The following is a 24,087-nucleotide window of genomic DNA, read 5'->3' on the forward strand; positions in this document are numbered from 1 at the left end:
CTCATCGGACGTCGAGCCGGCGTCTGAATTAACGCAGATTTGAGTTATTAAGATGAGTTTGTACCCGATGTGTATAAAGCGCAAGTCTGCGTAAAATAGCCGCATGGCTCACACCGATGGCGCCCAACGCTCGCTCGAGTCGTACCCGCGACCGTCGGTGGCGATCGATGTCGCGATCTTGACGCTTCATGAGGGCGAGTTGAGCGTGCTGCTGGTCGCCGACCCTCGCTCACCTCGAGGGGTCGAAGACTGGCGGCTGCCTGGAACGTTCCTCCACCCCGGCGAGCGGCTGGCGGATGCCGTTCGGCGCACGTTGCGCGAGAAGGCCGGTGTGTCAGGCATCCGCCCGCGACAGTTGCACGTGTTCGACGCGCCAGATCGTGATGGTCGTGGGTGGGTGTTGAGCGTCGCGCATTATGACGCGATCCCGAGCGGCAAGCTGGCCGGGGCCGCGAACACCCGCATTGTTCCGACCGCGCACCTCCCGGAGCTGCACTACGACCACGCGGCAATCGTGGAGTTCGCGGTGGACGCAGTGCGCAGCGCCTATCGACGTGAGGCAGACCCGATGGGCCTCCTGCGGCATCCGTTCACACTTCGACAACTGCGCAGACTGCACGAGACCGTGCTCGGCGAACGTCTGCTGCCCGACACCTTTCGCCGCGCCATGCTGCCGCGGCTGGTCGCAACGGGCGAGTCATTCGTCGGCGGACGCGGGAGGCCTGCGGAGCTGTACGTGAGGGAGTGAACCGTCCGTTTCCGGAGCGATGTTGTCGGTGCGAGCGACGAGCCTTAGCGTCCCGTTCTCCGCTGAAGGTATGCGACCGCTCGTTCGGTGCTGAACCCGAGCTTCGCCATTGCCGCCAAGTAGTCATCGGTGAGCGCCGCGACCTGCCGATGGGTCTCGCTGCCCGCAAGGTCTTCCGCGACCACGGTCCCGTTCCGCCCCCGCGTCACCACGTACCCGGACGCCTCCAACTCCTTGTAGGTGCGGGCGACGGTGTTCGGCGCGAGCTCGAGATCCTCGGCCAGTTGCCGCACCGAGGGAAGCTTGTCGCCCGGCGCGAGCTCGCCCGAGGTGATCTGCGCGATGAGCTGGTCGCGCAGCTGCTCGAAGAGCGGCGTCGGCAGTGACGGGTCGATGGTCAGCACGTCTGCCAGCATGTCACGCCACACTGGACCCATGCCCGCCACCATCCACGTCGTCGCCGCCGTCATCACGCGCGGCGACGGCATCCTCGCCTGCCGCCGCAACGCGGACCGCGAGGCGGGCGGGCTGTGGGAGTTCCCCGGCGGCAAGGCCGAAGCGGGGGAGTCGTCGGCCGAGGCGCTGGTTCGGGAGATTTGCGAGGAGCTCGGGGTGGGCATCCATGTCGGCGGCCTGCTGCATCGCGGAACCACCGAGGTCAACGGGCGGCTCGTCGACCTCGAGTGCCGCTGGGCGACGCTGGTGGATGCCGCGCCCGTCTCGAGCACGGACCATGACGGCATCCGCTGGTTCCGTCGCGACGAGCTGCGCGACGTCGATTGGCCGGAGCCTGATCAGCCCACCGTCGAGCTGCTGATAGAGGGTGCGCAGCCACCCGTTGGTTGAGGAGCGCGCGGCAGGGATCCGCCCTACTTCCGCCGCTGTGACGCGATCGACAGGATCGGCCCGCGCCCCCGCCGCACGACCCGAGACGTGTTGCGCCACGACGCCTGCAGAATGTACTGCCCCGCGATCGCGCCGGCCGCCAGCGCGGCGGCGACGGCGGCCGCCACGAGCGCGTCGAGCAGGCCGTCGACCGCGCCGGACGCGAGCTTCATCAGGGCGTTGAACATGACGAGTCCAGGCAGCAGGGGAACGAGGCCCGTGATGACGAGCGCGAGGATCGGGGTGCGGCTCCAGCGCGCGAGGATCGAGGCGAGCATCCCGACCACCACCGCGGCGATCGCCGACGACCACACCGGCCCCAGCGAGAAGGTCGAGCACGTGAGGTAGATGGCCTCGCCGATCGCGCCGAGCACGCAGACGGCCCAGAGCGCGCGCCAGGGAAGCTGGCAGGCGAGCGCGAAACCGATGACGATCACGATGGCGCCGACGACCGTGACGAACACGGGGCCGCCGGTCGGAACGCCGCCGGAGATCACGTCGATCGAGAGTCCGAACCAGGTGAACAGCACCGAGGCGCCGAGCACGCTCGCGGCGATGCCGATCGTCACCACAACGGCTTCCGTGAGGCGTGCGAGCCCGGTCAGGTAGAAGCCGGAGAGGATGTCTTGCACGCCGCCGAAGATGAGGCTGCCGGCCAGCAGCACGATGATCGTCGCGATCACCACGAGGCGTGCGGACTCCTGTGGATCGACCAGGTGCACGAGCACCGCCGCGATCGGGCCGATCAGGCCGCCGACGATGCTGGTGAAGAACACGGGCGCGCGGCGTGCGGCCATCGCCGACGTGATGCTCTCGAGCACGAACGCCGCGACGAATGCGACGGCCGCGATCACGAGGTCGCCCCCGAGCAGCAGGCCGGCGCCGGCGCCGATCAGGCTCCAGCCGATGCGCAGCACGAGCCGCGACCGCGGCTTGCGCGAGGTGATGCGCGCGAGCCTGCGCCGTGCGGTGTCGAGCGACACGCGGCCGTCGGTGATGTCGGCGAAGAGGGCGGATGCCGACGTCAGCTTCGAGAAGTCCATGTTGCGTGCAGCGATGGTGCGGCGCCGCGCCACCGACTCGTACGTGCTCGGATTGGTCCACGTGAGACTCAGGGCGGTGTGCGTGACGTCGGAGTCCACATTGCGCACGCCGTAGACGCGCGCGATCGCGGTCATCGCGGTCGTGGTGTCGGCTGCGCCCGCGCCCGAGGCGAACAGCACCTCGGCGAGCCTGATCGCGAGGTCGAGCACGATGCGGATGCGGCCCGGCGCATCCAGCGGCTCTTCCTCGGGCCTCGCCATCGGGTCTCCTCTCGCGGTGTGCACGCCGATGGATGCGACCCTACGCGTGAGGCGGCCGCGTGGCGTACCGTGGCGGACATGTCTGCAGAGCCGACGGCATCCGCCGTGCCCATCGCATCCTGGATCACCCCGAAGGCCCGCAAAGGCGTCGCCAGCGAGATCGCCGGCCGCGGGCTGATCGCCACCGAGGCGATCGCGGCGGGCGAGGCCGTCGCTGTCAAAGGCGGACACATCGTCACGACTGCGCAGCTGCACGCTCTGCCCGAGCTGCTGCAGAACTCCGACATCCAGATCACCGACGACCTGCACCTCGTGGCCCTCACGCTCGACGAGTACGAGCCGGTGATGCTGTTCCTCAACCACTCGTGCGCGCCCAACGTGGGCATCGGCGGCAACGTGGTGTTCGTCGCGATGCGCGACGTCGCGGCCGGCGAGGAGCTCACCACCGACTACGCCCTGTTCGACGACTACGACGGCTCCATGCGGTGCGAGTGCGGCACGGATGCCTGTCGGCACGTCATCGACGGCCGCGACTGGATGCTCCCCGAGCTGCAGCAGCGCTACCGCGGGTGGTTCTCCACGTACCTGCAGCAGAAGATCGACAGGGCGCCCGACGCCCGGAGCTGAAGCCTCAGCCGCGGCCTGGATGCTCTGGGTCGCGTTCGAGCACGATCGCGCCGGGCATCCGCCGCAGTACGAAGCGGAACAGTGGCTTGCTCAGTGCAACGGCCTCCGCGGGTTCGACGATGCGCGGTGCTGTCGTGCTCCGGTCGCGACCTTTCCACGTCACCGTCGCGCCTCCAGCGGTGACCACGTTGCGCGCCCAGTTCGTCGTGACGCCCCACGGCAGGCCGATCAGCATCACCGACTTGTCCAGCGTCGGCACGACCGCGACGGGGGTCGCGTACTCCGTGCCGCTGCGACGTCCGCGATGGTGGACCACCGCCCAGAGCGGAAACCAGCGTCGGCCGGCCAGCGACCTTGCGACGGGTTCGAACGCCTGTTGCGCGCGGGGACGTGGCTTCTGCTCGGACATGGTTCCAGGATGCCCCGTGGGCGCGGGGCGTGCGCGGCACGTCGGGAGAAAGATGGCGACCCTCGACGCCCGCGACTTCTCCTCCCCAGAGGAGTCATCGCGGGCGTCGTGCACATTTCCGCGGATGAGGCCACCGCGATAGTCGACTGCGGGACAGCCTGGACAGATGAAGACGCGACGCAGAAGCAGAAGTGGCTATAATAAGTGGCCTAAAAGTCGCCACATTGAAGGACTGAATATGGATGTCGGCATCCGCGACCTGCGCAACGGCCTCAGCCGCCACCTCGACGCCGTCAAGGCGGGCGAGGTGATCACGGTGACCGAGCACGGGCATCCGATCGCCCGCATCACCCCGATCGACGCTCCCTCCCCGCTTGATCGCCTCATCGCCGAGGGGCGGGTCACGCCCGCGCGGGTTCCACGTGCCGAGCTCCCCGAGCCGGTGAAGATCGAGGGCACGGTGAGCGACCTCATCGCCGATCAGCGTCGATGATCGCCTACTTCGACACCTCGGCGATCGTGCCGCTGATCGTGCCGGAGCCGGCGACCGAGCTGTGTCGACGGGTGGCGCTCGGTGCTGAGCGAGCAGTCTCGTGTCGCATCAGCTACGTCGAGACGACGGCCGCGCTCGCGCAGGCCGAGCGACATGGTCGCATGACGCAAGCGCAGCTTCAGGAGGCGGTGAAGGCATTCCAGGCGGCGTGGGAAAGGTTCGATGTCGTCGAGCTCGACGAACCGCTCTGTCGAGACGCGGCGCAGGATGCGCTCGCGCACCGGCTGCGCGGGTATGACGCTGTGCACTGCGCCGCGGCGTTGGCGATCGCAGCGGCCGACGTGGTTGCGGTGTCAGGCGATCGGGCGCTCCTCGCGGCGTGGGCCGACCGAGGGCTGGCCACGGTCGATATCGGTCGAGTGTGACGCCGGCCGCGCCGACGGGACTGCGTCGACGCGGCCCGGGTGTCGAGACGCGCGCTTCGCGTGCTCCTCAACCCGCGGGAAGGACGCGCGCCCGCTGACGGGGCGCTCAGCGTGCGCCCGCGGGCTGGCGGATCGCGGCGTTGATGCGGTTCCACACGTTGATGGTGCCGATCGCGAAGAGCAGCGCGGAGACCTCCTTCTTGCTGAAGAGGGCTGTGACCTCGGCCCAGAGCTCGTCGGAGACCGGGTCGGGACGGTCGGCCACGCGCGTCACGGCCTCGGTGAGCGCAAGGGCCGCGCGCTCGCGAGCGGTGAAGTAGGGGGCTTCGCGCCAGGATGCCACGGCAGCGATGCGCGCGTCGCTCGCGCCGTCATCCTCCCGCAGCTCGCGTGTGTGCTCGACGGTGCACCACGAGCATCCGTTGATCTGGCTGGCTCGCAGCGAGACGAGGTGCAGGGTCGCGGCGGGAAGTTCCGTGGATCCCGCCACCTTGTTCATGGCGGACAGCGCATCGAAACCGCCCTCGAGCAGGAATGCGGGGTGCGGCATCCGTGCCCTCATCGTGACGAACGGCTCGGCGTCGATGGTCGTGGCGGTGGTGTCGGACATGATCTCTCCTTGAAGGTTGATGCCGGTGCGTGTCACATCGACTCGTTGCGGCGGGTCATTTCGAACGAACACACTGATGACCCGCGAGTCGAAGGAAACGTGACATGACCGACCAAGAACTTCTCGCCGCGCAGTTCGAGGAGCACCGCGACCGGCTGCATCGCCTCGCGTACCGGCTGCTCGGCTCAGGCGCCGAAGCCGACGACGCCGTGCAGGAGACGTGGCTGCGCCTCGCCCGCACGGGCGACGACGAGATCGACAACCTCGGCGGCTGGCTCACGACTGTGACCTCGCGCGTGTCGCTGAACATGCTGCGCTCGCGCGCCACACGCGGCGAGAGCGAGTACGACGACGCGCTCGCCGACCCGATCGTGGAGCCGGCGGGCTCGGTCGGCGACCCTGAGGCGTCCGCGGAGCTCACCGACGCCGTCGAGACCGCGCTGCTGCTCGTGCTGAACCGGCTCAGCCCCGCCGAGCGGGTCGCGTTCGTGCTGCACGACACCTTCGATGTGCCGTTCGAGCAGATCGGCGAGCTGCTCGACCGAGCGCCCGAGGCCGCTCGTCAGCTGGCGAGTCGGGCGCGACGCCGGGTGCGAGCGCAGTCCGGAACGACGGATGCCTCCGACAGCAGCCCCGAGCCCGGTCGCCGCATCGTCGACGCGTTCTTCGCCGCGGCGCGAGAAGGTGACTTCGACGGCCTCGTCTCTCTGCTCGCCCCCGATGTCGCGTTGCGGGTCGACGGTGGGCTCTCCGCGACCGCGATCGTGCGCGGAGCGACGACCGTCGCCTCGCGCGCGCTGATGTTCTCCAACCCGGGTGCCGTGCTGAAGCCGGTCTCGATCGACGGGCGTCCCGGTGCGCTCGTGCTGGCCGGCGGCGTGCCTGTCTCGTTGATGGCGTTCGAGGTCGAGGGCGACGTCGTCATCGGGATTGACGCGTACACGGGGGAGGAGCGGTTGGCGGGCATCCGGTTGCCGGCGTGACGCGGGGGCGGCGGGCGCGGGCGCCTGGAGCGCCAACGCCTCGACGCCACAGCCGCGCTGTCATTGCCTGGGCACGATGTGGCGAGCCCCGCACGTGGCCACCGCATAATTCCAACAGTCCTGTTATATTAGCGCTGTGACATCTGATGAGTCCGTCCGCCCACGCACCATCGCCGAGCTCCCGAGCGCCTGGCGGCCGTTCCGCGCACTGCAGCAGCGCATGGACGACGGCATCGCCGACGCCTACACCGCGCTCGGCATCGAGGGGGTGCCGACGCGGTTCAGCGCGGCGCTGATGTTTCTCGAAGACGGGGCCATGAGCATCCGCGATCTCGCCGAACGCTGCGGTGTCACGCACTCCGCCATGAGCCAGTCCGTCGCCGCCATGCGCAAGAAGGGCCTGGTCGAGTCCGAGCCCGGCGAGGATGCCCGCTCCCGCATCATCTCGCTCACCGCACGCGGCCGCGAGGTCGCCCCGCAACTGTGGAAGGAGTGGTACGCCACCGAGGATGCCGTGCACGAGGCGGCGTCGGAAGCGGGCTTCTCGCTCGACGAGCTGGTCGCCGCGATGAACGCCGCGCTCGACCGCGAGCCGTTCCGCGACCGCTTCCTGCGCCGCATGGGTGAGCAACGATTGTGAGCCTGCGCGATCACCTTGTCGACATCGGGCCGCTGCGCGAGATCCCGGCGTTCCGCGCGTTCTGGATCGGCACCACGATCAACGGGTTCGGTTCGCAGCTCAGCTCGTTCGCACTCCTCTATTACGTGTGGGAGCTGTCGCACTCCGCGCTCATCGTGGGACTGAGCGGTGTGGTGCGCGCGGTGCCGATCGTGCTCGGCGGGCTGCTCGGGGGCATCCTCGCCGACAGGATGAACCGGCGCACCCTGCTGCTGGCGACCCGCCTCACACAGATGCTCGTGTCACTCGCGCTCGCCGTGGTCGTCTTCGCGGGATGGGCCAACGTGCCGATCGTGTTCGTGTTCATCGCGATCGGGTCGGGTCTCGGGTCGATCGCCTTCCCGGCCGCGCAGACGTTCGCACCGCGCCTGCTCGACGGCGAGCAGCTCAGCGGCGGACTTGCCCTGATGCGCCTGTCGTCGCAGGTGGCGGCGCTTGCCGGACCGTTCGCCGCCGGCCTCATCGTGGCGCAGTTCGGGGTGGCGGTGTGCCTGGCCGCCGACGCGGCGACCTTCATCGCGGGGCTCTGGGGAATCGGCGCGCTGCCGAAGGATGCCTCCCTGCCCGAACCGGCGACCGGTGACGGCGCGCAGGGCCGTGGCATGCTCGCGCCCGTGAAGTTCCTGTTCCGCACGCCCGTGTTGATAGGCGCGTTCATCACCGACCTCAACGCCATGGTGCTGGCGATGCCGATGGCGCTGTTCCCCGTGATCAACGCCGAGCGGTTCGGCGGATCGCCGGCCACGCTGGGATTGATGCTGCCTGCGGTGGGGCTGGGCGGCATCCTCGCCGGCGTGTTCTCCGGGCGCATCACGAAGCAGCCGCGCCAGGGCGTGGTCATGGTGATCTGCTGCGCGATCTGGGGCGCTGGCGTCGCGGTGTTCGGGCTGAGCGCATGGCTGCCGCTCGCGCTGGTCGGCCTCGTGATCGCGGGCGCTGCCGACACCGGAACCGTCGTGAGCCGCGGCACCATGCTGCAGCGCTCGACACCGGATGCCCTGCGCGGCCGCATGAACTCCCTCGACTTCCTGGTGGGTGCCGGAGGCCCGAGCCTGGGCGACGTGCGCGCAGGCGCCGTGGCGTCGGTCGCCTCCGGCTCCGTGAGCGCGTGGCTCGGCGGCATCGCGTGCGTCATCGGGGCCGGCATCATCAGTGTCGCCATCCCGAGCCTGCGGGCATGGCGGGCGGATGCCCCGGAGACCGATGCGGATGCCGTCGCGCAGGCGGCCTCGTCGGCACCGTCGTAGCGGGTGGCGTCGGAGCTCGAGGGCGTGGCCCTCGTCGCAGCCGGCGGTGCGGGCGTGCCGAAAATCGGAGTTTTGAGGCGACATGCCGTGCTCGCCCGCACACGCGCGGCGTGTCGCGCAGAAGTGCCGCTTTTCGGCACGGTCTGGCACGCGCTGCCCTCGTCACACGCGCAGACGAGCATGTGGTGCTCGGTAGGATTGGGATACCGAGCGCGACGCGCGGGCATCCGCTGCAGTCGCCGGCATCCCACCCTTCAGGAGTCTCCACGTGGCATTGATCGTGCAGAAGTACGGCGGTTCATCCGTCGCCGACCCCGAGAGCATCAAGCGCGTGGCGAAGCGCATCGTCGAGACGCGCAAGGCCGGCAACGAGGTGGTCGTGGCCGTCAGCGCGATGGGCGACACCACCGACGAGCTCATCGACCTCGCCCATCAGGTCACACCGATTCCGGAGCCGCGGGAGCTGGACATGCTGCTCACCGCGGGCGAGCGCATCTCGATGGCGCTGCTCGCCATGGCGATCAAGTCGATGGGCTACGACGCGCGCTCGTTCACCGGCAGCCAGGCCGGCATGATCACGGATGCCCGCCACGGCGCCGCGCGCATCGTCGACGTCACTCCCGGCCGCATCCGCGAGGCCGTCGACGAGGGTGCGATCGTGATCGTGGCCGGCTTCCAGGGGTTCAGCCGCGAGTCGCGCGACATCACCACGCTGGGTCGAGGAGGGTCCGACACGACGGCGGTCGCGCTGGCGGCCGCGCTCGAGGCATCCGTCTGCGAGATCTACACGGATGTCGACGGCGTGTTCACCTCCGACCCTCGCGTCGTGCCGATGGCCAAGAAGATCGACTACATCACGAGCGAAGAGATGCTCGAGCTGGCGGCCTCGGGTGCCAAGGTGCTGCACATCCGCGCGGTCGAGTATGCGCGCCGGCACGGCGTGACGCTGCACGTTCGGTCGTCGTTCAACAACGGCGAGGGCACCTACGTGCTCAACGAGACCACGGATGATTACGCCGAGAAGCTCGCGGCGCTGCAGGGAAGACTTCAAGAAAGAGGCAAGACAGTGGAAGAGCCGATCATCGCCGGTGTGGCCACCGACTTGAGCGAGGCCAAGATCACGGTCGTCGGAGTTCCGGATGTTCCGGGCAAGGCCGCGCAGATCTTCAAGATCGTGGCGAAGACCAACGCCAACATCGACATGATCGTGCAGAACGTGTCGGCCGCGGCCACCAGCCTCACCGACATCTCGTTCACGCTGCCCAAGGGTGACGGGCAGCGCGTGCTGCAGGCGCTGCGCGCCGAGCAGTCCGACGTGGGATTCCAGTCGCTGCAGTACGACGACCAGATCGGCAAGCTCGCGCTCGTCGGTGCGGGCATGCGGTCGAACGCCGGCGTCTCCGCCGCGCTGTTCGACGCGCTGTTCACCGCGGGCATCAACATCGAGATGATCTCCACGAGCGAGATCCGCATCTCGGTCGTCACGCGGGCCGATACCGTCGCCGAGGCGGCGCGGGTCGTGCACAAGGCGTTCGGACTCGACGCCGAGACGCAGGCCGTGGTCTACGCCGGCACCGGCCGGTAACGGGTCCGCCGATCGTGGCTGCCGGTCCGGCCGCGACGGAGACCGAGCTGATCGCGTGCGCCCGTACACGATACGAGGGCCGCACCGTGCTCATCACGGGCGCGAGCGACGGCATCGGGGTGCAGATCGCCCGGCTCGTCGCGAGTGCCGGCGGGCAGGTCGTGATGCCAGTGCGGAATCGTGAGAAGGGCGAGCGGGTGCGGGCGGGCATCCTCGAGGAGATTCCGGATGCCCGCATCACCCTTCGCGACCTCGACCTCGCGAGCCTGACCTCGACGCACGCACTTGCCGAGGCGCTCGTCGCCGACGGCGCCCCGATCCACGGCCTCGTGCTCAATGCCGGGGTCGTGCTGTTCGGAGATCGCACACGCCATGTCACCGGGGACGGTTTCGAAATGCACCTGCAGACGAACTTCCTGGGGCACTTCGCACTGGTCGCGGACCTGCTTCCGCTGTTGATCGCCAGCGGCACGCGGATCGTCGCGCAGGTCAGCCTCGCCGCCGTGCAAGGCCGGATTCGCTTCGACGACCTGCAGAGCGAGCGCAGATACAGCGCGTTGCGGGCGTACCGCACCTCGAAGATCGCCCTCGGATTGTTCGGCGTGGAGCTGCAGCGCCGCGGCGCGAGGGACGCCCACGACGGCCGGGGCGTCACGGTGAACCTCTGCCATCCGGGAATCGCGCCGGCGACCGCGATCGCACCGCCGATCCGTGCGATGCTGCCCCGCGGTGTTGTCGATGCGGCGACGCGGCACCTCGGCAACCCGCCCGAGCAGGCTGCGCTGACCGCTGTCGCTGCGCTGACCGCCGAGAGACCCGTCGCCGCGGCGCCCTCTGGAGAGACGACGGCCGCGGAGGCGGGCGTGGTGTCGGCGGACGGGGCCACGGCGGACGGAGCGCCGGCAGACAGGGCGTCACCGGTCGCGGCGATGCCGGACCTGTATGCGCCGTCGCGTTGGTTCGGTGCGGCGGGACCGCCACGTCGACGCGCGCCGTTCCGCACCATGACCGACCCCGACGCGGCCGCGCAACTCTGGAACGCAGCGGCAGCCCTCATCGCTCCTCGCTGACCGCAGCGCGCCGCGCTCCGCGAGGCCGACGAGACGTCAAGAAACGCGGTCAGACGGTGGTCGTGATCGCAATTTTCGACGTCTCGTCGGCCTCGCGAGCGCGGGCGACGGCCTATTGCGCGGTGTACGCGCCGTCGACCACGTGCTGCGAGCCGGTGATGAACGACGCGCGGTCGCTCAGCAGGAACACGACAAGCTCCGCCACCTCGTCCGCGGTGCCGAGTCGTCCGATCGGGTGCAGGCCGACGAGGGCGTCGTATGCCTCCTGCGGCATGCCCTGCAGGAGCGGGGTGTCGATGTAGCCCGGGTGCACCGAGTTGATGCGGATGCCCTGGCTCGCCACCTGCAGTGCCGTCGCCTTGGTCATGCCCGCCACTCCGTGCTTCGCAGTGACGTACGGCACGGCGAGCGGTGTTCCGACCAGACCGAGGATGCTCGAGGTGTTGACGATCGCGCCGCCGCCGGCCTTCAGGAGTTCCGGGATCTCGTACTTCATGCCGTAGAACACCGAGTGCAGGTTCACGTCGATGAGCTTGAGGTAGCCGTCGATGTCGACGTCTTGAATGGGGCCCGACGGTCCGCCGATGCCGGCGTTGTTGAGCGCGTGGGTGAGCGATCCGAAGGCCTGCACCGTGGCATCCACCGCGGCCTTCACCTGGTCGGGGTCGCCGACGTCTGCGCCGATCGCGATCGCACGACCGCCCGCCGACGTGATCTCGTCGACCACCTGCTGGGCGGCATCCTCGCGCAGGTCGGCGACGCCGACCGCCGCACCCTGTGCCGCGAGCTGCAGCGCGACCGCCTTGCCGATTCCGGATGCCCCGCCCGTGACGAGCGCGACCTTGCCGTCGAATTCGTGTGCCATTGTTCTTCCTTCCTGTTGCTGTCTGCTGTCTGCTGTGTCAGCCGTTGTCCGCGGCCGGCCGACCTGTTGTCCCTTTCGACCCGGTGTGAAGACCGGAGGAGGCGCCGAGGACCGGAGCTTTTCGCCGGTTCTTGGTCCGTGAGCGCTCTCCCTCCGGTATTCGTGACGCCGTGGTGGCGCGGTGGGAGGTCGGCCGGGTGGGCGACGGGCGGGTGCGGATGCTGCCGGTCGGTGCGGATGCTGCCGGTCGGTGTGGTCGGTGCGGTCGGTGCGGTCGGACGGCGAGCGCGGGCGAGACGCTAGTTGTGGGGGACGCCGGCGACCAGGCCGCCGTCGATCACGAACTCGGCGCCGGTGGAGTAGCTGGACTCGTCGGAGGCCAGGAACAGCACGAGCTTCGACACCTCGGCGGGCTGCGCGGCGCGGCCGAGGGCGATCTGCAGGCTCTCCGCGGAGATGTTGGTGGTCATCGGCGTCTCGATGAGACCGGGGTGGATCGAGTTGACCCGGATGCCTGCTGGCCCCAGCTCGAGCGCCGCCGACTTCGTGATGCCACGTACGCCGAACTTCGACGCGACGTAGCCGTGCAGGCCGACCGACCCGCGCAGGCCCTCGACCGACGACACGTTGACGATCGAGCCGCTGGAGTGCTGCTTCATCACGGGGACGACGGCTCGCATGCCGTAGAACACGCCGGAGAGGTTGATGTCGAGGATCTTCTGCCAGGCATCCGTCGGGAACGACTCGAGCGGAGCGCCGTTGGCGATGCCGGCGTTGTTGACCAGGATGTCCACGGTGCCGAACGCCTCGACCGCTGCCTGCACGGCGGCCGTCCACTGTTCGGGGTCGGTCACGTCGAGGTGCACGAAGATCGCGTTCTCGCCCAGTTCGGCGGCCAGCGCCTTGCCGTTGTCGTCGAGCACGTCGGCGATGACCGCCTTCGCGCCCTCGGCGACGAGAGTGCGCACGTGGCTCGCGCCCATCCCGCGGGATCCGCCGGAAACGATCGCAACCTTGCCGGCGACCCGGCCGTTCTGCTCAGTCATGTGTGTGCCTTTCGTTGGAAGTGGGAGATGAGGCGGGCAACGCGTGGTCGCTCGCCACGACAGGTGTCGGCGGGGCCGGTGTCACGGCGTCCCCCGGTGGTTCGGGGGAGTTGAAACGGAGCAGGGATGCCGCGAACTCGGCGACCTGCGCGTCGCTCCAGCCGGACATCCGCTGGGCGGTCTCCGCACGCAGCCGCGCGATGGTGTGCTCGTAGAGGGAGTGGCCCAGGAGCGTGAGCTCGAGCGGGCGGCCGCGACCGGCGGCATCCACGACCTGTACGAGGCCGAGGTCGATGAGCCGGTCGAGCTGGCGGGAGACCGTCGACCGGTTGAGCGCGAAGGCGCTGGCGACATCGGTGGACCGGATGCCGGGCCGCTCGGCAAGGTAGGCGAGGATCGACTGCTCGGCCTCGGTGAGGTCGGGTCCGTCGGAGTGAGCCTCGATGACGCGGGCGCTGATCACGCCGCGCCGCGCCACCACGATGAGCTCGTGCAGGATGCGCGCGACCGCGGTGTCGCGCTCGGCGTGCCGTGCGGCATCGGCTGTGTCGACCATTCCGATCGCCCCCTCGATGACCTCTAGGATACGCCGTTGTGTTGCGGTATGCAACATAAGTGAACGGAGGGTGAACGGGAGGGGCGTCTGCCGTGCGTGCTACCGTCGCGCCATGCCCCGCCCCAAACCCGTGAACGCACCACGTCTCGACCGGCTTCTGCTCGACGACCTCACGGATGCCGTCCCGACGACGCTGCGCGCACACGGCGACTTCGAGGCGCTCGCGTTCGTCTCCGCAGACGAGCCGCACGCGCTGCAGGGCGCCGATCTCCCCGGCCTCGGTCTCTCGGAGTGCACGCTGACCGGGCTGGATCTCTCCTACGTGCGCATGATCGACTCGCACCTGCGCGAGACGCGCTTCGACGGCGTGACGGCATCCGTGCTCGCGGCGCAGGGCGGGGACTGGCGCGACGTCGAGCTGCGCTCCTCGCGCATCGGTGCGGTCGAGCTCTACGAGAGCGCGTGGCACTCCGTGCGGCTGCACGGCTGCAAGCTGGGCTTCGTCAACCTGCGGGCGTCGGAGCTCGTCGACGTGGTCTTCGAGGACTGCACCATCGACGAGCTCGATCTCGGTGACGTGAAGGCCACGCGCGTCGGGTTCGAGGGATGCCGCATCGGGGTGCTCGAGGCATCCCACGCCCGTCTCGTCGACGTCGACCTGCGCGGATGCGACCTCGACCAGGTGCGTGGCGTGGCGTCGCTGCGGGGTGCCGTGGTGTCGTTCGACCAGTTGCTCGGGCTGGCTCCGGCGCTCGCCGCCGAACTGGGGCTGCGCGTCGAGTGACGGCGTCGCGTACGCGCCGACTCAGTGCATGAACGCGGCGATCGTCTTCGCGTAGCGCTGGTAACCGGCCTCGGTGGGATGGAACGCCTCGAGGCCTTTGAGCACGAACCACGGATGCTTGCTGCTCACGCCGTGCCCGCCGAACGAGACGTCGACGAACTGGATGTCCGTGCCCGCCTCGCGCTGCTTCTGCACCGCCGTCTCGATGGTCGCGTCGAGCGACGCGACGGCGGTGTCCACGGCGACGGCCGCCGACACCTGGTCGGATCCGATCGTCTTGTCGGTGATGGTCGGCAGGTCGTAGAACAGCGGATAGTCGGCCACGAGGATGCGCGCGTGCGGCGCCGCCTGCGCGATGGCCTTGTACGTCTTCGCGAGCTTGTGCGGCAGCGAGTTCAACAGGTTCACCGAGGTGGTGACCGCCGCGCGGCAGGTCGGGGTCTCGCCGCGCGCGCAGGCCGAGGGCAGCGCGCTCACGCTCAGGTCGTTGCCGCCGATCGTGATGGTGACGAGGTCGACCTGCGGGTCGAGCGCGTCGAGCTGGTCGGCGAGCACGTCGTCGGTCGTGGCACCCGAGCAGGCCGCGAAACGCGCGAGCGTGATCGTGTTCGACTGCGCGAGCAGCTTCGGGTAGGCGTTGGGGCTGCGCACGCAGGCGCCGTGCTCGTCTCCGCCGCCCATTCCGGCGGAATACGAGTCGCCGAGGGCGACGTACCGCAGCGGATCCGACGCCGTGCCGGTGCGCAGCGTCGAGGTGGGCGTCGGCAGCGGGGGCGCCGTCGTCTGCGGGGCGGAACTCGCGGGGGTGGATGCCGCGGGTCGGCTCGAGTCCGACGCCGAGCATCCGGCGAGCAACGTGAGGCTGAGAAGCACGAGCGCACCGACGGCGGCGCGAACGCGAGCCGTCGGGTGTCTGCGCATCCTGCGAGGGTAGTGCAGCAGACCGGGTGGGCGGTGGATGCCCGCTGGGGTGCCGCTTGGCGCCCTGCCGTGGGTTGAGGAGCACCGCGCAGCGGCGCGTCTCGAAACCCGCACACCGTGCAGCAACGCAGGCGTGGTTTCGAGACGCGCTCCTTCGGCGTGCTCCTCAACCAGCGGGGGCGAGGTGCAGCAGCCGGAAGCCGGTGTCGACCGGGCAGGCCTCGCCCGGAGTCGAACGCGCGCGGATGCGCTCGCCGGCACGGCGCATCCTCTCCACGGTCACGTCGACGAGGGTCGCGAAGCCCGCGCTCGCGGCGGCCGAGTGCGGAGGAACGGGCGCGTCGAGCTGAACGAGCAGGAAACGGCGTCGACCGCCGTCGGCCGCGTTCTGCTCCATCACGGCTTGTCCCGTCGTGCCGGAGCCCGCGAAGAAGTCGAGCACGAGGTCGTCGCCCGACGTGGTCACCGCGATGAGCGTGCGCAGCAGCGAGACCGGCTTGGGGTTGTCGAAGAGCCGGTGCATGCCGAGTTCGTCGAGGTCGCGTTGCCCAGTGAGAGTGCTGGGCCCCATGATGACGTCTTTCATGGTCATGCCGTCGATGTCGCGCACCTTGGTGCGGATGCGCAGGGTGTCGCCTGCGGTGTCGAACTCCAGATCGTGGTGCTCCGCCAGGATGCGTCCCCGGCTCCACCGCCACGCGTGCCAGCGCACGTCGTCGCGGTGGTTGGTGTGCGGCATCGCCGTGACGAATCCATCGAAGGCGGTGTCGTCGTCGATGTCGGTGACGCGCACCTCGCCGGTGCCCGGGTGGTAATGGATGCGGAACACCATCGTCGGCGCCGTGCGCTCGTTGAACCGGGAGTTGGTGTTGTAGAGCTCGTTCTTGGTCACGTACGGTCCGCGATCGTCGTGCTTCACCGCATAGCCGGGACTGCGGTAGACGGCGGGCATGAGCTCGTGGAACGCGCTCGCCGAGCCGCGGAAGCGGGCGACGGCATCCGCGTCGCGCGCGAAGCACACGATGTACTCGTGGGTGCCCGCCGGTCCGCCGTCGGAGATCTGCCTGCCCTTGAGGTTGCTCACCCACACGAGCGTGGCGAACACGTTGCGCGCTCCGAACACCTCGGCCAGCAGCAGTTTGAGCTGGGCCAGCTCATTGCCGTCGATGCTCACGAACCCGACACCGTCGTCGGTGAGCAGGTCGCGCGCGAGCAGCAGCCGCGGGTACATCATGCTCAGCCAGTCGGAGTGCAGCCGGCCGCCGGCATCCGTCTCGTCGTCCGCGGCGTGTTCGCGGAATGCCCGCACACCGATGCTGAAGTCGTCGTGATAGACGAAGTCGTTGCGCGTGTTGTAGGGCGGATCGATGTAGATGAGCTTCACGGCGCCCGCGTGCGTGTGCCGCAGCAGCTTCAGCGCCTCGAGGTTGTCGCCGGCGATGATCGCGTTGTCGGTGGATGGCCCGCTCTCCGCTCCTTGCGCCGCCTCGCGCAGCCGCGTGGTCGGCTCCGTCTTCGCGCTCGAGGCTGCGGCGCGCTTGCCCGGCCACTCGAGCCGGTACCGTTCGCGCGGGCCGTCGACCGCGACATCCGAGAGCTCGTGCCGCAGCAGGTCGAAGTCGATCGCGCGGCGCACGCCGCCTGCGCCGTCGTCGACCTCGGTGACGACGTGCGGATACAGACGGGCGATCGCCTCGACCCGTTCGTTCGTGCGTTCGTCCATCGGCCCTCTGTCAGTGATCGCGCCCGTGCTCGGCGGCATGCGCTTCCACCATATTGACGTCTGGCGGTCGCGCGTCGTCTCGGCCTTCACCGCACGGCTGCGAGCATCGCGGAGCTCGGGTTCAGGCGTTCGGCGATGCGGATGGCCGAACCGATTCCGCTCTCGTGCGAATCGACGTCTTCGATGTAGGAACCCGCGAACCACAGACCCTGGTCGCCCTGCAGCGCGGGGAGCGCGGCCTGCGCGCGGTAGTAGCCCGGCGTCAGCCGAGGGTGATGGAACTCGAATTCGGCGTGCACGAGCGACGGACGAGCATCCGTGAAGCTGGCCCAGCTCTTGAAGTAGTCGAACTCGCCGCTGTGCCGGCACCAGATGGTCGCCTCGCACTCTCCTCCATCGTGGCGGGCGTTGTACACCGACCAGTCGGTGCGACGGCGAGGCATCCACGACGTGTCGGAGTGCACGATGACGCGCGTGCTGCCGTAGGGAAACTTGTCGAGCACGGCGCGAAGATGGGCCGTGCCGGCGAGCGTCTTGACGAGCGCGAGTGCTTCGAATGCGGGTGTCGCCAGCACGACCGCGTCGAACCCGTGTCGATCACCGGATGTCTCGACCAGCCGCCACTCCCCGTCGGCGCGTTCCAGCGACAGCAGTTCGACGTTCGTCCTGATCGTCGTCGAGTGGAGCGACTCGACGAGTGGAGCGACGTAGGACTCGACCCCGCCCTCGAGCTCCTGAAGGCGGAACGGACGCAGAGCACCCTCCGGCTGAACGTGCACCGGATAGGTGAGCGCCGCGCGCGCCGAGAAGCCCTTCGCCTCGGCGATGCGCACGCCGCTCAGCGCTGCGGCCCACGGATAGAGCACCTCGTCTTTGACGGAGCGAGGCACCGGCTGCGGTTCGACGAGATCTTCGAGCGTCGTGCGCCAGTCGTCGAGGTCGTCGAGTGCTCGCGCTGCGCGCAGCACCCGTCGCACGGCCAGCAGACGGCCGAGGCTGCCGGGCGCGAGCACGGGCGTCGCGCGGAGCGGGCTCAGCGTGGGGGTGACGAACGCCGCGCGAGCCGACGTCCCGGAGCCGAGCGTGACGGACGCGGGGGCGGGCATCCGGGCAACGCCGAGCAGGTCGAGCAGCCGGATGAATCGCGGATACATGGCGGGAGCGACGTATCCGAACGCGGGGTTGACGTGTGCACGACGTCCGCCGTGCGTGATCTGCTCGGTGCGCGCGTGCCCGCCGAGCCGCTCGCTGCGCTCGAAGACGGTGACCTCGTGAGCGGAGTCGAGCAGCAGGGCGGCGGCGAGCCCTGCGATCCCCGCACCGATGACCGCAATCCTCATGACCGAACGTTTACGCCGTGCATGGTGGCCCGCGCCAGTCCCCTTCCGTGGGCGGTGAACACCATCGTCGACGGCCTTCGGCACGCAGGAGCTGCTTCGACGCCGCCGTCCGCGGGGCCGTGTCCCCGCTCCGCGAGCGTCAGTCGCGGGGCCGCAACCTCAGGCCCGACATGCCTCCGTCGACCTCGATGGCCGTGCCGGTCGTGGAACCGGCGGCCGGGCTGGCGAGGTAGGCGACGGCATCCGCGATCTCGTCTGCCGAGACGAGGCGGCCGTGCGGCTGGCGTGCCTCGAGTGCGGCGCGCTCGGCGGCCGGGTCGGGCGCGGAGTCGAGCAGGCGCCCCACCCACGGGGTGTCGGCGGTGCCGGGGCTGACGGCGTTGACCCGGATGCCCTCGGCAAGATGATCGGCGGCCATCGCGCGGGTGAGCGACAGCACGGCGCCCTTCGACGCCGAGTAGAGCGCGCGCTGCGGCAGGCCGGCCGTGGCCGCGATGGATGCCGTGTTCACGATGGCAGCACTCGGCGACTGGCGCAGCGAGGGCAGCGCGGCCCGCGAGACACGCGCCATGCCCACCACGTTCACGTCGAGCACGCGCAGCCACTCGTCGTCGGAGTTCCCGGCGACGTCGCCCTGCGCCCCGATGCCGGCGTTGTTCACGACGATGTCGATGCGTCCGAACTCGTCGATGACGCGCTGCACGCCGGCGACGACTGTCGCGTCATCGCGCACGTCGACGTGCACGGCGAGGTCGGCTTCTGCCGCGTCGGGCGCGAGGTCGAAGACCGCGACACGAGCACCGTCCGCCCGCAGCCGACGGGTGATGGCTGCACCGATGCCCGAGGCGCCGCCCGTGACGATCGCGACGAGTCCTGTGAAGTCGGTCATAGTGGTCCAATCTCGTGTTCGTCCGATGTGTCGGCGGGATGCGTGTCGATTCTGGCACAACGATCGAGCGTTGATGTGCCAAACATCCGATGTTTAGGCATAATGGTTGCACACCAGCACCGTTTGATCCGAAGGATGCCATGAGCACGATCGTCGCCGTCGACACCAGGGATGTGCGCTTCCCCACCTCGCTCTCACTCGACGGGTCGGATGCGATGAATCCCGACCCCGACTACTCCGCGGCCTACGTGAGCATCGGCACGGATGCCGGAGACGGACTCACCGGCGACGCCTTCGTCTTCACGATCGGCCGCGGCAACGATGTCGAGGTGGCGGCGCTCGACGCCCTGCGCGGCCACCTTCTCGGCCGGAACGTCGAGGAGCTGCTGGCGGACATGGGCGAGGCATCCCGCCTCTTCATGCACGACTCGCAGCTGCGCTGGCTCGGCCCGGAGAAGGGCGTCATGCACATGGCGATCGGTGCCGTGGTGAACGCGCTCTGGGACCTGCGCGCCAAGCGAGCGGGCGAGCCGCTCTGGCTGCACCTGTCGAGGCTGAGCCCCGAGGAGCTCGTGTCGCTCGTCGACTTCCGATACCTCACCGATGCGCTCACGCCCGAGGAGGCGCTCGAGATTCTGCGCGCCGCCGAGCCGGGCCGCGAGGCACGTATCGCCGAGGTGCTCGAGATCGGCTACCCGGCCTACACGACGACACCCGGATGGCTCGGCTACAGCGACGAGAAGCTCTCCCGTCTGTGCCGCGAGGCCGTCGCCGCAGGGTTCGAGCAGGTGAAGCTGAAGGTCGGCGCCGACCTGGCCGACGACATCCGCCGCTTCCGCATCGCGCGCGAGGTGCTCGGCGCCGGGTTCCCGATCGCGATGGACGCCAACCAGCGCTGGGGCATGCAGGAGGCGATCGACTGGGTGGGCGCGCTCGCGGAGTTCGACCCGGCCTGGATCGAGGAGCCGACGAGCCCCGACGACATTCTGGGTCACGCCGCGATCGCCCGCGGCGTCGCACCGATTCGCGTCGCGACGGGCGAGCACGTGCAGAATCGCATCGTGTTCAAGCAGATGCTGCAGGCCGACGCTCTGCAGGTGATGCAGATCGACGCTGCGCGCGTCGGCGGCGTCAATGAGAACATCGCCAACCTGCTGCTGGCCGCCAAGTTCGGCGTTCCGGTGTGCCCGCACGCCGGCGGCGTCGGCCTGTGCGAGGCGGTGCAGCACCTCTCCATGTTCGACTTCGTGGCCGTGAGCGGCAGCATGGACGGCCGCACGATCGAGTTCGTCGACCACCTGCACGAGCACTTCGTCACTCCCGCCGTCGTCGAGAACGGACGCTACGTGACGCCGACCGCGCCGGGGGCGGGCACGGAGATGATCGCAGCGTCGCTCGACGAGTTCGAGTGGAAGCCCGAGCGCACGGATGCCCTCGCGTGAGCCTCGAGACCGTGACCTGCCCGCTCGGGTTCGGTGCGGCATCCATCGGCAACCTGTATCGGGCGGTCAGCGACGAACGGGCGGCCGCCGCGCTGGATGCCGCGTGGCAGGGCGGCATCCGCTACTACGACACTGCGCCGCACTACGGACTCGGGCTCAGTGAACGCAGGCTCGGCGCGTTCCTGCGGCAGAAGCCGCGTGACGAGTTCGTCATCTCGACGAAGGTCGGGCGGCTGCTCGAACCCAATCCCGACTTCGCGGGCGGACGAGACCTCGCCCACCAGTTCGACGTTCCCGACGAGCTCGTGCGCAGGTTCGACCCGAGTGAGACGGGCATCCGTCGCAGCCTCGAGGAGTCGCTTCGGCGGCTGGGGCTCGACAGTGTGGACATCCTCTATCTGCACGATCCCGACGTGTACGACGTCGAGCGCGGGCTCGGCGAGGGCCTGCCCGCGCTGGTGAAGCTGCGCGAGGAGGGGCTCGTGCGGCAGATCGGCATCGGCGTGAACGATGCGTCGGTGGCGACCCGTGCCGTGCGCGAGAGCGACCTCGACCTCGTCATGATCGCGGGGCGATACACGCTTCTGGAGCAGCCTGCGCTCGACGACCTCGTTCCCGCCTGCAGGGAGCACGGCACGCGGATCGTGGCCGCAGCCGTCTACAACTCGGGCCTGCTCGCGACGTCGACTCCGGCATCGGACGCGACGTACAACTACGAGGCGGCGCCTGCCGCCACGATCGAGCGTGCGCGCGAGCTCGCGCGGGTGTGCGCCGAGTTCGGCGTGGAGCTTCCCGCCGCTGCGCTGCAGTACCCGCTGCGCGACCCGATCGTGGCGTCGATCGTGGTGGGAACGGCCAACCCGGATGCCGTGCGCGAGAACCTCGCCCGGCTCGCCGCGGACATCCCCGAGTCGCTGTGGAGCGCGCTCGCCGAGCGCGCCCTCATCCCCGCGTAGCGCTCGCGCCGCCCGAGCGCCCGCGCCCGCGCGCTCGCGCGCCCGCGCGCGCCACGCCCCACCGAGAAGTCGAAAAACGCGACCGCCCCCGAGTGACCGCATTTCCTGACTCCTCGACGAGTCACCCCACCGAGAAGTCAGGAAATGCGATCACTTGGGGGGCGGGGATCGCGTTTTCTGGCTTCTCGGCGGGCGGTGAAAGCGGCGAGCGGTCGGGGCGACGCTCGGCGGATGTGGGTAAGTGCGGCGCGGGATGCTCGTTCTCCGGCACACTCGGCGCATGCCAGCCCCTCGCCCGCTGCCGCCGCATCTCTCGAGGTCTGCGTTCCGCACGGACGAATGGGACTTTCACGAACTGAGCGCGAGCCGCCTGAGGTCCTCGCTGGTCGACGCGCCCTTCCACGGGGTGCGCAGCGTCGGGCTCGATGCCGGTGACATCCTCGATCTCGCGCGCATGTACGCGCCGAGGCTTCGGGACGGCCAGCTGTTCTCGCACATCACAGCTGCGCGGCTGCACGGCATCCCTCTTCCGCAGCGGCTCCGAACCTCGACAATGGTGCACGTGGCATCAGTGCGCGGCACGAGGGTGCGGGCGAAAGGCGTGGTCGGCCACCTGATGCCGGACGCCGTTGCCTCGTTCGTCGAAGAGCTTCGCGTGGTCTCGCCGGCGCAGACGTGGTGCCAACTCGCCGTGCACGTCTCGCGCGAATATCTCGTGGCGGGCGGCGACTACCTGCTCACCGGATTGCGGTTGCCTGGCGGATATCGCGCCGCCCCGCTGTGCACGCGAGCCGAACTCGAGGGCGCAGCCGAGCGTCACGGATCGAAGCGAGGCGCGGTGGCGCTCGCCTGGGCCGGGCCGCTGCTCCGCGCCGGTGTCGACTCTCCGCGGGAGTCGATGCTGCGCCTCGCGATCATCGCGCACGGGCTGCCGGAGCCGGTGGTCGGACATCCGGTGCCGGTCGCCGAAGGACTCACGTTGCATCCGGATCTCAGTTACCCGGAGCACCGCATCGCCATCGAGTACGAGGGCGATGAGCACCGGGTCGACAGAACGAGGTGGCGCCGCGACCTCCGGCGGATCTCGCTCCTCGAGGAGGCCGGCTGGCGCGTCATCCGGGTCACGAACGACGACATCGCGGATTCAACGGCACTTGTCCGCATCCTCCGCGCCGCGCTACGCGCGTGACGACCGCCGAAACGTCACAAATCGCGATCGGGATCGCGCCGAGACCGCATTTTGCGACTTCTCGGCAAGAATCGCGTTCGTCCGCGGGCGCGGGCGAACGGCGGGCGTCAGTCGAGACCCATGTCGGCGATCGGCAGGTCGCGATCGGCCGTGCGCTGGTCTTCGAGCCGCCACACCTGGCCGAGCGGCTCGTAGCCCGCGTCGCCGTCGGGTCCGAAGAAGTCGTCGACGTACACGCCGATGTGCTCCTGCCACCGCCGGTCGGCGTCATCGGCGCGGATGACCCGCATCGCCGCCTCGAAGTCGTCGCACTCCACGACGTGGAACAGTCGGTCGCCGGAGCGCCAGATGATCCAGTCCTGAACGCCGGCCCGGTCGAAGAGCGCCCGCAACTCGTCGGGCACGCGGGCGTGCTCGCGCAGATAGTCGTTCACGGCGCCGGAACGCAGCGTCGAATGCAGTGCGACCTTCATGGTTCTCCTCTCGAGCGTTCGCGTGGATGCCCGCGGCCGGGCAGCGAGCGAGCACTCACCCCGTGGCGCCCACCGCCTCGCGCAACCAGTCCTCGATCCCTGCGATGTGGGTGAGTGCGTGAGCGGATGCCAGCTCCGCGTCGTGCTCCCGCAGCGCGCCCAGGATGGCGCGATGCTCAGCGACGGTGCGGTCCGTCGCGCCCTGCTGGGTGAGACCGCGCCAGATGCGCGCACGCACGGTGTTGCTCGAGATCGAGTCGATCAGCTGGGCGAGATAGTCGTTGCCGCACGACGCGACGATCGCTCGGTGGAACTCGAGGTCGTGCTGCACGAGCGCCTCGATGTCGGCGGCAGCGTCGGCTTGGTCGACGAGCGCGGAAAGGGCATCCAGCTGCTCGTCGCTGATGCGGCCGGCCGCCAGCCGTGTCGCCGACGGCTCCAGGATGCGCCGCACCCCGAAGATCTCCAGCACCGATCGGTCGTCGTGCAGGTCGACGACGAACGACAGGGCCTCCAGAAGCAGACGGGGTTCGAGGCTCGTGACGTAGGTGCCGTCTCCGCGGCGCACGTCGAGCACCCGGATCACCTCGAGCGCCTTGACCGCCTCGCGCAGCGATGAACGCGAGAGTCCGAGCGTCTCGCTGAGCTCCTTCTCGGGCGGAAGCCGGTCGCCCGGCGACAGACGTCCGCTGGTGATCATCTCTTTGATCTTGAGGATCGCCTCGTCGGTCACGGCCATACGCGATGGTACCGCGGCCGGGCGCAGACATCCGACGTATCAGCGTCGCCTTCGCCCACCCCTGGACCACAGCGCATGCCCTGTCTGCGACAATGGATG

At 69.4% G+C, this 24,087-nt stretch carries 27 protein-coding genes; 14 read left to right on the forward strand and 13 right to left on the reverse strand.

Annotated features, from left to right (window positions below; translation table 11 throughout):
* Positions 1 to 103: 103 nt before the first annotated feature.
* On the forward strand, positions 104 to 748 hold the full coding sequence (locus FPZ11_RS17470) for an NUDIX hydrolase (protein WP_146322306.1): 645 nt from the start codon (positions 104 to 106) through the stop codon (positions 746 to 748).
* Between the two features lie 44 nt (positions 749 to 792).
* Here the strand turns inward: FPZ11_RS17470 and FPZ11_RS17475 are convergent, their stop codons facing one another.
* Positions 793 to 1,185 (reverse strand): GntR family transcriptional regulator, encoded by a 393-nt coding sequence (locus FPZ11_RS17475; RefSeq protein WP_246846366.1) that lies wholly within the window; start codon positions 1,183 to 1,185, stop codon positions 793 to 795.
* On the opposite strand from FPZ11_RS17475, the gene FPZ11_RS17480 reads away from it, so the two are divergent.
* Positions 1,184 to 1,594: a (deoxy)nucleoside triphosphate pyrophosphohydrolase gene (locus FPZ11_RS17480; RefSeq protein ID WP_146322307.1), complete on the forward strand. Its 411-nt coding sequence runs from the start codon at positions 1,184 to 1,186 to the stop codon at positions 1,592 to 1,594. The genes FPZ11_RS17475 and FPZ11_RS17480 overlap by 2 nt on opposite strands.
* A 23-nt stretch (positions 1,595 to 1,617) precedes the next feature.
* Here the strand turns inward: FPZ11_RS17480 and FPZ11_RS17485 are convergent, their stop codons facing one another.
* Complete coding sequence (locus FPZ11_RS17485) at positions 1,618 to 2,937, reverse strand: threonine/serine exporter family protein (RefSeq protein WP_146322308.1); 1,320 nt, start codon at positions 2,935 to 2,937, stop codon at positions 1,618 to 1,620.
* A gap of 78 nt (positions 2,938 to 3,015) precedes the next feature.
* Between FPZ11_RS17485 and FPZ11_RS17490 the strand changes: the two genes are divergently transcribed.
* Positions 3,016 to 3,564, forward strand: coding sequence for an SET domain-containing protein (locus FPZ11_RS17490; protein ID WP_146322309.1), 549 nt, complete (start codon positions 3,016 to 3,018; stop codon positions 3,562 to 3,564).
* Between the two features lie 4 nt (positions 3,565 to 3,568).
* Here the strand turns inward: FPZ11_RS17490 and FPZ11_RS17495 are convergent, their stop codons facing one another.
* On the reverse strand, positions 3,569 to 3,973 hold the full coding sequence (locus FPZ11_RS17495) for a nitroreductase family deazaflavin-dependent oxidoreductase (RefSeq protein WP_146322310.1): 405 nt from the start codon (positions 3,971 to 3,973) through the stop codon (positions 3,569 to 3,571).
* Positions 3,974 to 4,211: 238 nt separating this feature from the next.
* Between FPZ11_RS17495 and FPZ11_RS17500 the strand changes: the two genes are divergently transcribed.
* Together FPZ11_RS17500 and FPZ11_RS17505 are read left to right on the forward strand one after the other, a co-directional pair.
* The gene (locus FPZ11_RS17500; RefSeq protein ID WP_146322311.1) at positions 4,212 to 4,466 is read left to right on the forward strand and encodes a type II toxin-antitoxin system Phd/YefM family antitoxin; all 255 of its coding nucleotides are present in this window, start codon (positions 4,212 to 4,214) and stop codon (positions 4,464 to 4,466) included.
* On the forward strand, positions 4,463 to 4,891 hold the full coding sequence (locus FPZ11_RS17505; protein ID WP_146322312.1) for a type II toxin-antitoxin system VapC family toxin: 429 nt from the start codon (positions 4,463 to 4,465) through the stop codon (positions 4,889 to 4,891). Before FPZ11_RS17500 ends, FPZ11_RS17505 begins: the two co-directional genes overlap by 4 nt.
* 106 nt (positions 4,892 to 4,997) lie before the next feature.
* Here FPZ11_RS17505 and FPZ11_RS17510 read toward each other — a convergent pair whose 3' ends face one another.
* Positions 4,998 to 5,501, reverse strand: coding sequence for a carboxymuconolactone decarboxylase family protein (locus tag FPZ11_RS17510; protein WP_246846368.1), 504 nt, complete (start codon positions 5,499 to 5,501; stop codon positions 4,998 to 5,000).
* 104 nt (positions 5,502 to 5,605) lie between these two features.
* On the opposite strand from FPZ11_RS17510, the gene FPZ11_RS17515 reads away from it, so the two are divergent.
* From FPZ11_RS17515 to FPZ11_RS17535, 5 genes are all read left to right on the forward strand, one after another.
* Positions 5,606 to 6,484 (forward strand): sigma-70 family RNA polymerase sigma factor, encoded by an 879-nt coding sequence (locus FPZ11_RS17515; protein WP_146322313.1) that lies wholly within the window; start codon positions 5,606 to 5,608, stop codon positions 6,482 to 6,484.
* 136 nt (positions 6,485 to 6,620) lie between these two features.
* A complete protein-coding gene (locus FPZ11_RS17520; RefSeq protein ID WP_146322314.1) occupies positions 6,621 to 7,124 on the forward strand; it encodes a MarR family winged helix-turn-helix transcriptional regulator in 504 nt (167 codons plus the stop codon).
* Entirely contained in the window at positions 7,121 to 8,410 is a 1,290-nt protein-coding gene (locus FPZ11_RS17525; protein ID WP_168203897.1) for an MFS transporter, read from the forward strand. The genes FPZ11_RS17520 and FPZ11_RS17525 overlap by 4 nt, the downstream gene beginning before the upstream one ends.
* Before the next feature lie 268 nt (positions 8,411 to 8,678).
* Positions 8,679 to 9,995, forward strand: a complete 1,317-nt coding sequence (locus tag FPZ11_RS17530; RefSeq protein WP_146322316.1) for an aspartate kinase — start codon at positions 8,679 to 8,681, stop codon at positions 9,993 to 9,995.
* Between the two features lie 14 nt (positions 9,996 to 10,009).
* Complete coding sequence (locus tag FPZ11_RS17535) at positions 10,010 to 11,065, forward strand: SDR family NAD(P)-dependent oxidoreductase (RefSeq protein ID WP_168203898.1); 1,056 nt, start codon at positions 10,010 to 10,012, stop codon at positions 11,063 to 11,065.
* A gap of 112 nt (positions 11,066 to 11,177) precedes the next feature.
* Here the strand turns inward: FPZ11_RS17535 and FPZ11_RS17540 are convergent, their stop codons facing one another.
* From FPZ11_RS17540 to FPZ11_RS17550, 3 genes are all read right to left on the reverse strand, one after another.
* Positions 11,178 to 11,930 (reverse strand): SDR family NAD(P)-dependent oxidoreductase, encoded by a 753-nt coding sequence (locus tag FPZ11_RS17540; RefSeq protein WP_146322318.1) that lies wholly within the window; start codon positions 11,928 to 11,930, stop codon positions 11,178 to 11,180.
* Between the two features lie 299 nt (positions 11,931 to 12,229).
* A complete protein-coding gene (locus tag FPZ11_RS17545) occupies positions 12,230 to 12,976 on the reverse strand; it encodes a glucose 1-dehydrogenase (RefSeq protein WP_146322319.1) in 747 nt (248 codons plus the stop codon).
* Positions 12,969 to 13,532 carry a MarR family winged helix-turn-helix transcriptional regulator gene (locus FPZ11_RS17550; RefSeq protein ID WP_168203899.1) on the reverse strand — a complete coding sequence of 188 codons (564 nt, stop codon included), beginning with the start codon at positions 13,530 to 13,532 and terminating at the stop codon, positions 12,969 to 12,971. The genes FPZ11_RS17545 and FPZ11_RS17550 overlap by 8 nt, the downstream gene beginning before the upstream one ends.
* A gap of 112 nt (positions 13,533 to 13,644) precedes the next feature.
* Here FPZ11_RS17550 and FPZ11_RS17555 point away from each other — a divergent pair, with 112 nt between their 5' ends.
* Positions 13,645 to 14,316 (forward strand): pentapeptide repeat-containing protein, encoded by a 672-nt coding sequence (locus tag FPZ11_RS17555; protein WP_168203900.1) that lies wholly within the window; start codon positions 13,645 to 13,647, stop codon positions 14,314 to 14,316.
* A gap of 21 nt (positions 14,317 to 14,337) precedes the next feature.
* Here FPZ11_RS17555 and FPZ11_RS17560 read toward each other — a convergent pair whose 3' ends face one another.
* From FPZ11_RS17560 to FPZ11_RS17575, 4 genes are all read right to left on the reverse strand, one after another.
* A complete protein-coding gene (locus FPZ11_RS17560; protein ID WP_146322322.1) occupies positions 14,338 to 15,237 on the reverse strand; it encodes an SGNH/GDSL hydrolase family protein in 900 nt (299 codons plus the stop codon).
* A 166-nt stretch (positions 15,238 to 15,403) separates the two neighbouring features.
* Entirely contained in the window at positions 15,404 to 16,960 is a 1,557-nt protein-coding gene (locus tag FPZ11_RS17565; RefSeq protein ID WP_146322323.1) for a site-specific DNA-methyltransferase, read from the reverse strand.
* An 86-nt stretch (positions 16,961 to 17,046) separates the two neighbouring features.
* Positions 17,047 to 18,300: an FAD-dependent oxidoreductase gene (locus tag FPZ11_RS17570; protein WP_146322324.1), complete on the reverse strand. Its 1,254-nt coding sequence runs from the start codon at positions 18,298 to 18,300 to the stop codon at positions 17,047 to 17,049.
* A gap of 139 nt (positions 18,301 to 18,439) precedes the next feature.
* On the reverse strand, positions 18,440 to 19,189 hold the full coding sequence (locus FPZ11_RS17575; protein ID WP_146322325.1) for an SDR family NAD(P)-dependent oxidoreductase: 750 nt from the start codon (positions 19,187 to 19,189) through the stop codon (positions 18,440 to 18,442).
* A 140-nt stretch (positions 19,190 to 19,329) separates the two neighbouring features.
* Here FPZ11_RS17575 and FPZ11_RS17580 point away from each other — a divergent pair, with 140 nt between their 5' ends.
* The 3 genes from FPZ11_RS17580 to FPZ11_RS17590 all read left to right on the forward strand — a co-directional run bounded on the left by FPZ11_RS17580 (position 19,330) and on the right by FPZ11_RS17590 (position 22,776).
* Positions 19,330 to 20,631, forward strand: coding sequence for an L-fuconate dehydratase (locus FPZ11_RS17580; protein WP_146322326.1), 1,302 nt, complete (start codon positions 19,330 to 19,332; stop codon positions 20,629 to 20,631).
* Positions 20,628 to 21,587, forward strand: coding sequence for an aldo/keto reductase (locus FPZ11_RS17585; RefSeq protein ID WP_210415911.1), 960 nt, complete (start codon positions 20,628 to 20,630; stop codon positions 21,585 to 21,587). Before FPZ11_RS17580 ends, FPZ11_RS17585 begins: the two co-directional genes overlap by 4 nt.
* Positions 21,588 to 21,867: 280 nt before the next feature.
* A complete protein-coding gene (locus FPZ11_RS17590) occupies positions 21,868 to 22,776 on the forward strand; it encodes a DUF559 domain-containing protein (protein ID WP_168203901.1) in 909 nt (302 codons plus the stop codon).
* A 107-nt stretch (positions 22,777 to 22,883) separates the two neighbouring features.
* On the opposite strand, the gene FPZ11_RS17595 is transcribed toward FPZ11_RS17590, so the two are convergent.
* Both FPZ11_RS17595 and FPZ11_RS17600 read right to left on the reverse strand, forming a co-directional pair.
* Positions 22,884 to 23,249, reverse strand: a complete 366-nt coding sequence (locus FPZ11_RS17595; RefSeq protein ID WP_146322328.1) for an L-rhamnose mutarotase — start codon at positions 23,247 to 23,249, stop codon at positions 22,884 to 22,886.
* A gap of 55 nt (positions 23,250 to 23,304) precedes the next feature.
* Entirely contained in the window at positions 23,305 to 23,988 is a 684-nt protein-coding gene (locus FPZ11_RS17600; RefSeq protein ID WP_146322329.1) for a FadR/GntR family transcriptional regulator, read from the reverse strand.
* Positions 23,989 to 24,087: the final 99 nt, after the last annotated feature.

Source organism: Humibacter ginsenosidimutans (genome assembly GCF_007859675.1).
Lineage (GTDB): Bacteria > Actinomycetota > Actinomycetes > Actinomycetales > Microbacteriaceae > Humibacter > Humibacter ginsenosidimutans.

Bases quoted from the DNA above. Each gene is read 5' to 3' on its own strand.
- FPZ11_RS17470 (WP_146322306.1), top strand. From the start codon at position 104: ATGGCTCACACCGATGGCGCCCAACGCTCGCTCGAGTCGTACCCGCGA.
- FPZ11_RS17480 (WP_146322307.1), top strand. From the start codon at position 1,184: ATGCCCGCCACCATCCACGTCGTCGCCGCCGTCATCACGCGCGGCGAC.
- FPZ11_RS17475 (WP_246846366.1), bottom strand. From the start codon at position 1,185: ATGGGTCCAGTGTGGCGTGACATGCTGGCAGACGTGCTGACCATCGAC.
- FPZ11_RS17485 (WP_146322308.1), bottom strand. From the start codon at position 2,937: ATGGCGAGGCCCGAGGAAGAGCCGCTGGATGCGCCGGGCCGCATCCGC.
- FPZ11_RS17490 (WP_146322309.1), top strand. From the start codon at position 3,016: ATGTCTGCAGAGCCGACGGCATCCGCCGTGCCCATCGCATCCTGGATC.
- FPZ11_RS17495 (WP_146322310.1), bottom strand. From the start codon at position 3,973: ATGTCCGAGCAGAAGCCACGTCCCCGCGCGCAACAGGCGTTCGAACCC.
- FPZ11_RS17500 (WP_146322311.1), top strand. From the start codon at position 4,212: ATGGATGTCGGCATCCGCGACCTGCGCAACGGCCTCAGCCGCCACCTC.
- FPZ11_RS17505 (WP_146322312.1), top strand. From the start codon at position 4,463: ATGATCGCCTACTTCGACACCTCGGCGATCGTGCCGCTGATCGTGCCG.
- FPZ11_RS17510 (WP_246846368.1), bottom strand. From the start codon at position 5,501: ATGTCCGACACCACCGCCACGACCATCGACGCCGAGCCGTTCGTCACG.
- FPZ11_RS17515 (WP_146322313.1), top strand. From the start codon at position 5,606: ATGACCGACCAAGAACTTCTCGCCGCGCAGTTCGAGGAGCACCGCGAC.
- FPZ11_RS17540 (WP_146322318.1), bottom strand. From the start codon at position 11,930: ATGGCACACGAATTCGACGGCAAGGTCGCGCTCGTCACGGGCGGGGCA.
- FPZ11_RS17545 (WP_146322319.1), bottom strand. From the start codon at position 12,976: ATGACTGAGCAGAACGGCCGGGTCGCCGGCAAGGTTGCGATCGTTTCC.
- FPZ11_RS17550 (WP_168203899.1), bottom strand. From the start codon at position 13,532: ATGGTCGACACAGCCGATGCCGCACGGCACGCCGAGCGCGACACCGCG.
- FPZ11_RS17555 (WP_168203900.1), top strand. From the start codon at position 13,645: ATGCCCCGCCCCAAACCCGTGAACGCACCACGTCTCGACCGGCTTCTG.
- FPZ11_RS17560 (WP_146322322.1), bottom strand. From the start codon at position 15,237: ATGCGCAGACACCCGACGGCTCGCGTTCGCGCCGCCGTCGGTGCGCTC.
- FPZ11_RS17565 (WP_146322323.1), bottom strand. From the start codon at position 16,960: ATGGACGAACGCACGAACGAACGGGTCGAGGCGATCGCCCGTCTGTAT.
- FPZ11_RS17570 (WP_146322324.1), bottom strand. From the start codon at position 18,300: ATGAGGATTGCGGTCATCGGTGCGGGGATCGCAGGGCTCGCCGCCGCC.
- FPZ11_RS17575 (WP_146322325.1), bottom strand. From the start codon at position 19,189: ATGACCGACTTCACAGGACTCGTCGCGATCGTCACGGGCGGCGCCTCG.
- FPZ11_RS17580 (WP_146322326.1), top strand. From the start codon at position 19,330: ATGAGCACGATCGTCGCCGTCGACACCAGGGATGTGCGCTTCCCCACC.
- FPZ11_RS17590 (WP_168203901.1), top strand. From the start codon at position 21,868: ATGCCAGCCCCTCGCCCGCTGCCGCCGCATCTCTCGAGGTCTGCGTTC.
- FPZ11_RS17595 (WP_146322328.1), bottom strand. From the start codon at position 23,249: ATGAAGGTCGCACTGCATTCGACGCTGCGTTCCGGCGCCGTGAACGAC.
- FPZ11_RS17600 (WP_146322329.1), bottom strand. From the start codon at position 23,988: ATGGCCGTGACCGACGAGGCGATCCTCAAGATCAAAGAGATGATCACC.